Below are 13,546 nucleotides of genomic sequence, written 5' to 3' on the forward strand. Positions count from 1 at the left end.
GGTGAGTCGAGCTTGATGGGGAAGTTCGAGAATCCTCAATCGCACATCGTCATCACCTCCGACCATCTCCAGCAGATCGCAGACGTACTGACCCCCTACCTTCCTATTGGTGCCCGCGCCCTTCAGGACCGGGTCGCTGCTGATGGCGCTGCCGATGGTGAGGCAGACGCGGTGGTGGTGCGGCCGACCGTGCAATCTGCTACGAAGTCGGATGCCCTTTATGGCGGTGTTTCCCCCGGTGTGACGCAGGAGACGTCAGGCAGCGGAGACGCGGCGATGGATGAGGCGCCTGCGGTGGACTACCGCATGGTGCACGAACTGGATCGCGACTATGTGGTGGAAAGTGATGAGGGGGAAAGGCTATGGCGGTTCTCGAACCGTCCGCCGGAGGAGATCTTCCGTGAGGGTTTCCGTGCCGATAACCCCAGCAATGTGGTGGATTTGACGCGATGGGTTTCCAATAATCCTGACGCGCAATTCCTTTCGACCACCCGGGACTACGAACTCTGGTACGGCGTAAGGCGCTACCGCTACGGGATCGACTCGTCCCTCAACGGAGACCCCCGAGGTATCGACGTCCAGGCCACCCTCGGCTCAAGTGGTGGACACATCCTCGAGGCTGAGCAGGAGGTTGTTTTCACGGGATCGATCGATGCGCGGGCCATTGTGACTGTCTACGACGGGGACCTGGATCGTACCGGTAGGTGGAATCCGGACACTGATGAGGTTGAGTGGCGGGACAGTGTCCACGACGGCCCGCCAGAGAGTCTGACGGAGTTTGTCCAGGCCCTGGGGGATGAGGGCCGTTCCGAGACGGGCCGCGTTTGGCGGTCCCTGGTTTCTCTGTGGGAGTTGGTTCGGTCGGCGCCAGGGGCGTTGCTTTCCTGGTATAGGCAGGCTTGGGGGTCTCTTGTGGATTCCTTGCGCCGTGGCTGGGTGTGGTTCACGCGGGCCCGTGTGTCGGGAGCCGACGTCCTGCCGTCAAGCCGGGTGGGCACTTCGACCCAGTTTGCGGTTGGTGACGGCTCGGGCGATGCAGTTGCCGCCGACATGGTGCAGCAGGCCGAGAGCAATGAGCAGACCGTGTCAGAGGCTGTCGATGCCGCACGCCGGCGGAGCCCCGGGGTGTTGTCCCTGGAGAGAGATGGCCAGGTTCTTTCTGGCGGTGTTTCCCCTGATGTGACGCAGGAGACGCCAGTCAGCGGAGACACGGCGGTGGATGATGCGCCTGCGGTGGACTACCGCATGGTGCACGAACTGCATCAGGAGCATTTGCTACTGGGGCTGAGACCGGCTGAAGGTGAGCAGGATGAAGACGCAGGTGAATTGTCTCCTGGCCACGTCGAATCTGAGGACGCCTACCTGACGCTGCTGGGTGCGTCGACCGTGTCCCAGTCTGCCGACCCCGCGCCTGTCGTGGACCATGCGATTGCGAACATGCCCAATCAGGAACATGGGGCCGGTCCGGCGGACGCCTCACTACAGCGGGATCTGGAGTGGGCCACGCCTGAAGGGCAGCTGACTGCCGGTGCATCCAGTCAACTTGCCCGGGAGCGGGCGGCGTTCGAGCAGAAGCTCGGAGTGCACTACCAAGGCGACCCGGTGGCTCTCGAGGCCGCACGTTCGGCCGTGACGAGACTGCGTGAAGTGCTGCAGGCGGCATACCAAGGTCACGGCGCGGAGGTCGTCGACGCCTCGTTCTTCACCGGCGATCCGACCAGTGCAGGACAGATTGGCCCCGCGCCGGGTTCCTCCAGCACCGCATGGCTCGACTCGCTGCTCGTCACCGGATCCCTGCGCGAAGTCATGACGGCATTCCTGAACGCCACTGGGTACAAGGCGCTCTACGAACGTGACGCCAATGTTCCATCTCTGAACAGTGTGCTTAAGTCTGTCCTGGCCGAACCCGGCCGCCGTGAGGGCGTCCAGGCGTCCGCCGAGGGTCTGGAAAGTGCTCGGGCATTGGGCCTCGACTGCTCGGCGCTGAAGATCTACGCGGGGTTCGTACACGGTCGTGACCGCGCGATTCTCGAGGAAAGGGTCGCCGCGGACCCAGCGACCCGTGACAAGGCGTACCTGTTCCGCCAGGATGATCCCTTCGCTTTGGGCAGCCTCGCTGCTCACACTACGAGAGGAAGGGCCAAGGACCCTCTGGAGATTGTCCACAGTCAGAACTCGCGTATCGCACGGTCGCCCGACCTGCGCGCTCTTGGCTCCCGGAAGAAGGCGCCGCGGGACTACACGTACCTCGGTGTGCCGTTGAGTGACCGCGAACGAACCTTTCTGTGGCTCCACGAGCAGCGGCGGCCCTGGGACAGTTACGACATCGAGGATATACCGCTTGACACCTTGGCCTTTGATGCAGAAACCGGGGATCCCGTGCTCAACGAGATCCTGGCGCGGCCGGATGTCGTCTCGGTATATGTGAAGCGCCCGCCACTGCCCGAGGCAGTGGCGGGCGGGCCAGGACCTGAGATTCTTTCAAATGTTCGCCCCCCGGTCGATGAGGTCTGGGCGCTGGTCCGAGGCTCACGGACAGAGCTGAACATGCGGGCCGGAGATCTGAAGTTGGACGGTGAACAGGGGCCGGAATTCGCCCTGGGCTGGGTTGAAGGGACCGCGTACTTCGACCTGGACGAGCGGTCTCCCTGGTATCAACAGTGGCATGTCGACAAGGGCATGCCACTGATCGCCGGTGTCTCCGGAACGACTCTGCGTATGCTCAGGGCCTTTCAATGGCTAAACGTTCAGCACACCACCATGGCCGACTTCCGGAAGGCGCTGATGGGATGGATGCTCCCCGGCCAGGATCACTCGTTGTTCGAGGTGATGCGTGCCTCGCACCTGGCCGACGCCACCACACCGGCCGAGGAAGAGGCTTTGCGCGGGGAGGTCACCGACCTCTACTCGATCCCCGGGCTCGTCCCCGCCCAACTGACGGCGCCAGGTGGCCGGCCTGCAACCGTTGCTGCTGATCCGGCCCTCTCGGTGAGCTCCCCCTCGAACGCCGTAGCCGCAGCCGCAGATCCTCAGGCCCCTGGGGAGGCCAACGGGGACGTCGAGAAGCCGGCGTGGGTTGACTTTGTGCCGACCGGTGCGGGCGGGTTCGAGGCTTCGTCTGATCCGAAGGAGCTCCAACAGATCGCAGATGTTCTGACCCCCCACCGTCACGCCAGCGTCAGCACCCCTCAGGTGCAGGTTACTGCCGACGGCAGCGACAGGGACGAGATGGCATCGCCCGATGCGATGCCCGCGGTGTACTCGGGTGAGCCGTCGTCAAACGGGCCGATTGCATCGGGCGAGTTCGAGCCGCGTGGGTCAGAGGCTGCGGCCACGCCACAGCCTGCTCCGGCTGAAAGCTCGGACGGGCCCATGCTCGTCCGGCCGGAGTTCGACGACGTCGATGTGATTGTCCGCGGTGAGGTGGGGGCGGGCCCGGAGGAAGGGGTGGCCTGGGCGGGTGCCCCAGTTGATTTCAGGCGCTTCGAGGCGCGACGGTACAGGCACTCTCGGACGGGAGAGTTCATCAGCCGTGCGGTGGTGCGCATCTTCCTCGATGTAGTCGCGGATCCAGTACGCGGCACGCCTGCTCCGGAGGAGGTGCGCGAGTTGGCGGAGGTTGCTCAGCAGGGTGTTGACAGGGTGTACAACCAGGGTTCTCGTCTTCCTAACGGGGACCGGCTCTGGGTCGACCTGGAGTATGTGACCGATCGCGCAGCAGCCCACCATGTCGTCAAGGTCCACACCGAGTTCGAACGGGAAAACTCCGCCAACTGGTCGCTCGGCCTCCGCGATGAGCCCGATGTGCTGGCCCATGAGGTGGGGCATTTGTTGGGCGTAGAGGACGAGTACCGCGATGGCCTCAACTTCGCCTGGCGTCCGGTCTATCTGGACGGGGGCGTGATGGACGGCCCTTCCCCCGTGGACAAGGGAGGGCACCCGATCGTGGACATGGATCACCCCCGCAAGGGCGCCGGCCCGGGTCGACTGTGGCTCTCGCCGCGTTATCTGCGCCAGTGGGGATCGGCGATCGAGGCCGCTTACCGCCGTGCCGCAGGCCCTGACTCGGACGACGCCGCCGCGCGCCACCGTTTTCGGGTCGAGGGCGAGGTGGTCTTTGCCACTGATGACACGTATGAGCCCCGTGAGGATGGGTTGCCGACGCGTGCGCATTTCACTGCGGAGACCCGGCGGGCAGTGGTGTATGGGGAGTCTGGCACGGGGGCTGGTGGCTATCTGGCGCCCAGTGGGATGTCGGTTCGTCCTCGGCCGGTCATGCTGCAGGAGGAGCCCAACCGCAACGGGACGTACCGGGCGGAGTATGCGACGGGCGGTGGGTTGAACTCGCGGCTGGTGGGTGCTGATTGGTGGCGCCCGGTCCCGGACGATCGGTTCAGCTGGAAACGGGGTCGGTTCACGGTTGGTGGGGTGAACCGGCGGCTGGAGCCCGGTGATTGGTGGCTTCCGGGCGTGGGTGACCTGGACGGCGGGTCGCGGGGGGAGATGAAGTTCACGGCCGACGTGCTGGCCCCGCGATCGGCGACGGACAATTGGTGGAGCCTGGTCCCGGATGAGCAGCACAGCTGGACCGAGGTGGACGGCCAGGACGAGCGGGAGGCCGCCCTCGGGACCGAGAAGCGGGGGCAGATGATGTTCCCCGCCTACTGGACCGAGGACGATGTGGTCTACGCCGGTGAGCAGGCGTACTTGGATGCCCTGTACCACGGCAATGTTTTTCCCCTGGAGGGATGGCCGCCCGGCGCCTACATCTATGTGGGGGAGTACGCCGGGGTGCGGATCGCAGGGAAGGTGCTCTACGGCTACTTCACCGGATTCCGGCCCGCTGACGATCAGCCCGATCAGGAGCCGCCTGCCTACGCACCGCGCCCGGCACCCCCCAAGCTCACCGGCCGCGCGGGCTTCGGCCAGCGGGTCGAGGACGTGACCAGGTACGGCGACCGCCGCACCCGGACCGGCGCCTACCACGCGCCGAAGAAGGACCAGAGGCTGTTCCACGGCATGTGGATCGAGGCCGGCACGAAGAGGCACGACAACGGCACGTACCAGGCAGCGGTCTGGTTCCTCGACCCGGCGTTGAACTACTCGCATAAAACGAGGGGGGTCACGTGGTTCCGAGAAAAGACCGAAGAGTATAGCGCCTGGGTGTTCCAGGTGGGGAAGGAGTTCGGGCCCGAGCCTAGGAAATGGCACCACTACGACTCGCGGATCATTGACCGGAATCGCTGGCGTCAGCACCGGGACGGGGACGAGCACATTATGTTCCCCGATGAGTGGTCAGCAGAGAAGCTGCTGACCGCGGTGGCGCAGGCATACAAGGGGCGTAAGTCCAAGCTGCTGGACGACGGCACCGAGTACTGGGTGGGTGAAGCTGAGTGGGTCCGAATGGAAGGGCTGGCTCGGGACGGCCGGCATCTCGCGTACCGGCCCACGCAGGTCCAGCTTCACCTTTGGTGGCCCGAGGAGGCGCCGATCGGCGAGACGGACAAGGTGCCGGGGTCGGTATCCCATGGTGGGAAGATCGTCACATTCGATGTCCAGCAAGTGCTGTTCGCCAACGGGCAGCGGGGCATTGACCTCACGGCCCAGATCTATCTGGACCCCACGTCCGGTACTGATGACGCCCTGCTGAACGACGTTTGGGAAAAGGTGGAGGGGGCTTCCCGCGCCTACGATAACGTCGCACGAGCGGACGGGGCACCGCTGGTCCGCGTTTCGTTGAAGCGCGTCGGGAATGCGGAAGGCGCGCACCACACGGTCACGGTTGACCGGGCGAGTATCCAAGGGATCCGGGCCAGCCTGCCGTCGCACCTGGGCGTGCGGCCGGACGCCAAGGATCTCAAGGAATTCGCCGAGAAGCTGGGCGGTGAGCCGGCGGCCACCGACTGGCGGCCGCCAGTCGGCACCGATCCGTCGGAAGGACAGGCGGCTATCGACCACGCCCTCGAACTGGCGGATCCGTTCCGGCGATCTACCACGCTGCGCGAACCCGACCCGACGGATCCCGGTGACTGGGCGACGGATCCCGGCGAAAGGGCGACGGACCCCGGCGAAAGGGCGACGGATCCCGGTGACTGGGCGACGGACCGGTCCGGGCGGGGGGCTGGTTGGGTGGTTCTGAGGGTCATACTGGAGCAGCTCAGGTCGGGGGGCGCGGCGTTGTGGGCGTGGGTGCGGAACTCCTACGTCGGGCAAATATTGGCGTCCTTTGTGGACATGCTGCGCAGACAATTTCGTGGCTCCCGGCCGACTGCGTCGGGCGCTTCGGCCATCGATGCTGCCGTCGCGGAGGACATGGTGCAGGCGGCCGAGGAGCAGACCGCGCAGCGAGACATCAGCGCCGCACGGCGTGCGCTCCCCGGAACAGCCGATTTCCGGCCGGGCGAAAGCGCTGCAGGAGTGGCGGAGTCCAGCCCCCGCGCGCGGGGTGCGGCGGTGCCGGAGCTGTCGACCGGTTCGCGTGGCGAGATGCCGGCCGCGGCCGTGGCGGCGGCGGACGCGCAACAGGTGTTGGCAGGCGACCCTGGGGTTGCCCGATTGCAGCCTGCTGGGGAACCCGAGGCGGATCCCGATCCGAAGCCCTCAGAGCAGCTCGAGAGCGCGGCTGAGCCGGGCGACGACTCGCCGAGCGCCCCGGATACCGGTCAGCAGAAGATCGTCTTCGCCCGGATCGAGACGGCACTCGAGGTGCACCGGCCGCCGCGCATCGATCACTCGATGCCGTCGCCGTCCCTTGAGGACGGACCGGTGCGCTTCGACGATGACAGCAGGCTGCCGGAGTACCTGACCGGGGACGGCGCGGACGACACCAAGGGTCGAAGTTACGGCCACAGCCAGGTCACGTTGCGCGGTGCCGACCTGGCCTTGCAGGAGATCAGCAAGATCGTCTCAACCCACCTCGGCGGCGAAGCTTCGACTGTGCCCGGTCTGAGCGAGGTGCTGGCAGATCTGAGCCAGGCGATGCGCACCGCCCCGCAGAGGTTCCACGGTGACGGGTACCAGTCCTCCGCCTTCGGAAACTCCCCGATACGGGTGCTGCGGGTGATCACCCGGCCGTACGGAAATTGGGAACGGTTCACCGATCTCCAGGGAGAGCCGGTGAAGTTGGAAGGTGCTCAGCGCAGCCAGGTCACCGCAGGCGCTGTGCAGTCTGTGGGGGCAGGCCTGCGGGCGGCGCCAGGTGTCTCCGTCCTGCCCCCCTCGGGTCCGGCCGCTTTCGCACGTCTCGGCGTGACAGCCGGCTCCACCCGCACGGCCGAGTACGGCATGCAGGACGAGACAGTCAGCCAGGTGGAGACACGGATGGCGGAGGTGTCGCATCTGCATCTGGATGACGTGGCGTACGAAGTCTTCCTCAGTGGCGGGCCTGAAACCGTGAGCTCCGGTGGGCGGCCTGCCGGTTCCTCCACCACAGGCGAGACGTTCACCTTTGCGGTGCGCAACGGGCTGGCGGTGCGGCTGACGGACAGCGAGACCCTGGTCGCCGATCCGGGCCGTGTGCCGGACCGCATGGAGCTGGACGCGCGGTCCGACTACCGGTTGGTGCACACCGAGGGTTACGGACCGGTCCGGGGGCTGGCGGAGCAGCTCGTCGACGGATTCGGAGTTGTTCCCGGCAGCGCGGCGTACGAGTACATCACCGGGCTCTTCACTTCGGAGAACTTCCACCGCGCAGCGGACCGTCTGGCCAAGGGCAATGTCCCCTCGGACCCGCTGTTCGCTGAGGACGGATCGCCGCTGGGGGCGTTCGTCGTGGAGAAGGTCGTCCCCGGAAAGGCTGAACTGCTTACTGAAAGCAGGGCCGCCGAGATGCGCCACACCATTCAACAGACAGCCAAGAACGAACAAACCCTTTCAGGAACGTCCAGTTGGGGAGTCAGTTTCACGCTCGGTCCTTCCTTCGACCTCGGCCCCCTGGGGGGCCTGATGGCCGGCGCCTCTGTCAGTTACGGCCGCAGCAGTACGCACAGCAGTACGTTCGGCGGTTCGGGAGGGCGAAAGATCGTCGGTCGGGCCAAGAACGTGCCGACCGTCCTATACAAGGTCCAGAAGACCGTGCATGTGCGTAGGACCGGTGGCGAGGTCATCACGTTCGACACCTGGAGCCTGGACCGGATGACACACACCGAGGCGCGGCGTCTCGCGGGCTGGGACGACGGCACGACTCTCCGCAAGAGGGAACCCGTCAACGAGCCGTATGCCCCGGCCTACTTGACCAAGGACCGCCCCGCTGTACTCGGAATGAGCAGGCCTGAGGCTTTTATCTACGACAGTGACCTGGCGAATGACGAGGACCATCAGAAGGGTTGGCTGCAAGCCTTCGCCGACAGGCTGATCGGGAGCGTTGCCAAGGCGTACCCGGACCTGCTGGCAACGCTGGAGGACTTCGGCGATCCGAACCACTCACGCTGGCGCAATAGGGAGCACTACAGCCTCGCGCTGGGGAACACACTCCGTGTGATGAACGCCCTGTCACATCACAGAATGGCTGGGAGCCTCGAGCAGCTCATGACGGGGCTGGTGATCGAACTGGACGAGAACCCTGGCATTGTGATGCGCCCTCGTCTTTCGATCAGGATTCGTGGCGTGCTGACCGGGCGCCGCTACGAGGGCACCCAGAACGATCTCATCCTGCGATCCGCAGCACCTGGCACGGAACGCCTCGACGGCTCGCACCGCATGACGCGTACCTGGAGGGTGGGACCCGATGTGTCGCTCTGGGGTTTCGCGGGCACCGGAAATGTCTCGGGCGGCTATACCTGGGGAGGGGACAACGGCCGCGGGACCCAGTACGGATCCACCGCATCGCAGGAGCAGGTGGCCGTCAGTTCCCTGCCCTCCCATCTGCACAGCTACCGTCTGGAACTGACCGCGGAGATCGGCGGCTTCTGGCGCTTCCGCAGCGGTCCGCGGGCGCTCACACTGGGATTGCTCGATCGTGAGCGCTATCTCCAGGACGAAGAGAGCACGGACCTCGTCGGGGGCAGCGCGGAGGCGTTCGTGGGCCGGGTCGTGCTGGCCGTTCCGGACGAGTTCACGCCCGCCACCGATCCGGACATGGTTGAGCGCGCCATGCCCCTCGAGGCGGTGGAGCTGGACCCGGCGCAGACGCAGGCATTGGCGACCCACAACGTCGCCGTGTTGTCCGAGTGGCATGGTCCCGATGTGTTCGGCGACCAGCCTCATCAGACTCTCAGTGTCGGCTCGCACCAGCGGCTCAAGGACGTCGCCGCGGATCTCATGGGAACGGTTTCCGGTGCGTCCTGGCACTTCTCCCGTCCAGGAGCCCTTCCCCACGATGCCATCGTGCGGTTCCTCGAGCCGCAGCTCCTCACAGCCGGCTTCGACCAGCGATCCGGGCCTGTCGGCTCGCGGATCTCTGTGATCGCGGAAGGCCACAGCAGGATAGGGGAGTTGGTTCACCGCACGCGGATCCTCAACCTGCGCGTGGCATCCGGCCCGATCAAGTTGGGCTCGGAAATGGGCGTCAGCAGTGATCTGCGTATGTCGGGTTCGGTAACCGCGGCCACGAGCAGCGGCTGGGCCCTGTCCGGCGGCGGCACCACCGGCGGAACCGAACTCGCCACGATCGCCGGAATGCAGTACCGCAGAGGCAGCTCCAGCATCGACGGCACGAAGGTGACCCGCACCGTCACATCGGACATCAACCGGGAGGACAGTGGCTACAAGATCCTGCTGTCCGGGGACGTTCAGCACGACATCGTGGCATTCGGGCGCCAGGAGGGATTCCTCGGCCATCACCGCAACAGCTTCAACGGAAAGCAGCTCACCGTCCCGTCGAGCTATCTGGGCCAGGTGTCGGAGAAGACCGCGCATCAGCTGGAAATCCTGAACGACGGATTGGGGGACGTGCCCCGCTACCTGTCCCATCAGTGGGCCCAGGCCACATGGTGGCACGACCACCCCTTCGGGTCGTATCCCGTCAACGCATTGGACGCCACCGAGGTGCTGGCCGCCTTCGACGACCAGTTGCGGCGCTGGAACGTGAACGACGCGGACCGCGAGCGTGTGCATTCCCTCGTCACTCCGCGAGCCGTGCGGGCCCTTCGCGAGCAGATGACCTCCACCGGCGCAGCCGCGCGCACCCAGGTCCGCCGTTGGCGCACCCCGTTCATCAGCATCGGAAGCCGTGCCGGTTCTTTGCGGGTGGAACTCATCGCGGGCGAGTCGGAGTTCGTCGGCCTTGACCACGGCGTCGTCATGGAGGACACCCGGATCGCCACCGTGACCGAGACGGACGGATGGTCCTCGGCCACCTCTCGTGGAATCGGTCTGACCGCCATGCAGCAGGTGGGCACCGTGCCCCCAGGCGCCGAGCCCGGACCGGGTGACCTCGAGTCCTTCCGACCGCAGGCTGACGTACGGACCACCAGTTCCGACCTGACCTCCTACGGCCGTTCCCGCGCACGGACGAAGCGGCAGATCTTCTACGCGCGAGAGCCGCACGCCGACTACCGCACCTCCTACACGCTGCGGCTCACGCTCGATCTCGGAACAGACATGCCCACCCTCACCGAGGAAGGCCCGGTGGGCACGCTGCGCGAGCAGGTGCCGCTGAGCTTGAGCGTTCCGCACGCCGGCCGGGCGGACGATCCGCTCGGCCCGCCGTCGCTGGACGAACCCAGTGGTTCGGTCGTCCTGTGGCCGCAGGGCAGCGACGTCCCCCGGCACATCGCTGCGTGGCGTTCCGCGCGGCAGCCGAGCGGCGCGCACGGGCCGATCCAGCTGCCGGCCAGCGGTTTCCATGTCCGCCGGATCGTCGGCCTCGAAACGCTGAAGGAAGCCGGCGTCCTGGCCGTCGCCAAGGCATCCGGCACCTCCGTCGCTCCCGCCGGCTCCCCCCTCACGCTGACCGGCAAGGACCTGGTCGACGCCATGGGAGACGCCCGCAGCACCCGGCTGACTCTCCCCGGCACCGGCTCCGCGCTGGCCCTGGACAACGCAACCAGCGACGCAGCACTGGCCGCCTTCTTCGAGGACAGTGCGACCGCCGCCGGTTACACGGTCCCCGGACTGTTCGAGGGCGGCACTGCCGGTGACTACCGGCTCTACTCCGGGCCGGACTTCACCCGGGCAACACTGCTGGCAGTGATACCGGTCAGCACCATGGAGAGCGCCGAACGGGACACCGCAGGCCGGGACCGGGCAGAGGAGCACGCGAGCGGCTATGAGTACGCACTCGGCGGGCGGGCGGCATTCGCCGCCCACGATGCGGGCTCTGTCGCCCCGTCCGCATCCATGGCCGGCCCGAGTACCGCAGGGGCTGGTAGTCGGGTCGTCGCCGGCCAGGAGAGCGCCCAGTTCAACACCAAGGTTGCCGGCCGCAGCTTCGTGTTCGCGATCCCGACCGACTGGCTCGGCGTAGCGGAGGTGACCCGCCGCAGCCCGTTCGGCCTCATCAGGTCCCGCCCGCAGGCCGTTGAGACGCAGGGCAAGATCATCGCCTTGGTCCATGAGGACGTGGCCCGCGAGTTGGGCCTGATCGACGACGAGAACTTCCCGTCCCGGGTCGCGGACGCCTGGACCCAGGTCGTCGAGGCCGGCCAGGCCTGGGCGGACGCGGACAGCACCTACTGGGAGCAGCGTCGCGCCCTGGCCGACCTGCAGGGTGAGGGGTCCGAGCGTAAGCGGGCCACCGTGAAGGATCTGCGGCAACGTGCCCAGGCCCAGGCCACCATGAATCACCTGCTGCGGCAGGCCGACGCCGCGGCTGCGGAGTTCCACCGTGTGCGGGCGGCGGCCGACCGGCTCACACGATGGCACCAGCTGCCGGCCGAAGCACACCGCGCCGGTGAGCCGGAGCTGCGCGGCGGCCTGGCCGAACCGCCGCCTGTGGTTCACCGTCCGGTCCCGGTGGCGGAGGCCGACAGTGCCGACGCCGAGCGCTACATCGTGCGGGAAAGTACACCCGACGGTCCTGACCGGCTCATCTCGCCGGAAGGCGACCACTACACGGTTCACGACGTCCCCGCCGACGGCGACGCCTTCTTCCACGCCCTCGCCGAAGGAGTGCACCACGCCGCCCCTGACAGGCTCACTGCCCGGGTGGATGTGGCGGACCGGCAGAAGATCATCGACGGTCTGCGGCGCCTGCTCGCCGACGAGCTGAGCGACCCCGGGGCCCGCGGTCTGCTGAAGTTCACGTCGCCCGACACCAAGGACACGTTCAGCGACTCGGAACTGGCGGCCAGCGGGGTGGACTTCCGAGAGGGCAGCCCCGAGCGCCGCGAGTACGAGGACTCGGGCCATATACCGCTGCATGCGGAGCTGCCCGCTGAGCAGCGTCAAGGTCTGGCCAGTACGCAGTTGCTGCGCAGAGGGGACACCGAGGACGACGCGGGGTGGAACCATGGCGCCGCCGACCTGCAACCCTCGCTCGCCGCGCGTGTCTTCGGCGCGCGGATCACCGTGGTCCGTGCGGACGGATCGTTCCAGGACTTCCGGCCCCTGGACACCGTCGGCGAAGGCACGGACGAAGAACTGGTGCAACGCGACCCCGACGAAGAGCTTGTGCACATGGTGCTGCTGGCGAAGGACGGGCACTATCTGCTGGCTCTGCCGTCCGACGAACCTGGGCGAGAGCCGCCGCTGCCTGCTCCGGCCGAGCGGGACACGAGGGCCGCGGCCCTGGAAACTGAAACGCCCAGCGGCCAAGGGCTGCGTCCCGCGTACTCGACACCACCGTGGGAACGCGGAGCCACCAGCACCTGGCGTGCTGTTGTCACCAACGGGAAGCCGGCCACACTCGTCGACCCGAACGGCACCGTTCACGAGCTCAAAGAACCACTCGGTGACGGCAACGGCTTCTGGTCCGGGATTGCCGAGGCGCTGGAGCTGGAGGGTGCCACTAAATCGGCCGTTGAGCTTCGGCAGCAATCCATTCCCGCGTCCGTCCGGTTGGGCCGTGAGTCGCCGTTCACGAACGAGGAGCTTGTTCGCGCAGGGCTCTCCGAGAGCGCCATCCTGACTGCGCGCCTGCGGCGGGCCGATCGCCGACTGCCCGAGGATTTCGAACTGACGAGAAGCCAGGAAGAAGCCCTCATCCGACAGCAGGTGTTCACACCCCGCCGCTGGGACGACGCGACGGAGCGGAACGCAGCCGAGCTGGCAGCGGCCCGGGGCCTGACCCTGACCGTGGTCGCGGAGGACGGCACTGCGCGTACCTATGCCCCCAGCGACGGGACAAGCGGGCCGAGAGTGATCCTCTGGCGCAGGGGCAGGGATTACCTGCGGGCCGAGCGGGCGACGCCCGCCCCGAAGCTCGTCGATCTGCTGAACGAGCCGGCCTTTGTGGAGACTCGTGTACGGCGTGAGCATCTGGAGGCGGTCGGGCTGTCCTTCTCGCCAGAAGAGGCGACCATGTGGCTGCTTGCGCCGGAAATCATGCTGCAGGAATTCCGGCTGAGCGTGGAGAACCGTGAGGCTCTGCTGCGTGCTCATCCGGACGATCTCTTCCCCGCGTCGGTGAGGGACGCCTACAAGAGGTTGGGGCCGGGCGAGAACGCGT

General features: G+C 66.8%; 1 protein-coding gene. It reads left to right on the plus strand.

Going from position 1 to position 13,546, the window contains the following annotated elements:
* Window positions 1-15: 15 nt before the first annotated feature.
* Window positions 16-13,546: scabin-related ADP-ribosyltransferase (locus ABT001_RS34820; protein WP_351285589.1), on the plus strand; the 13,531-nt coding region annotated here is incomplete at its 3' end.

It is taken from the genome of Streptomyces sp. NPDC002793 (assembly GCF_040295485.1).
GTDB lineage: Bacteria > Actinomycetota > Actinomycetes > Streptomycetales > Streptomycetaceae > Streptomyces.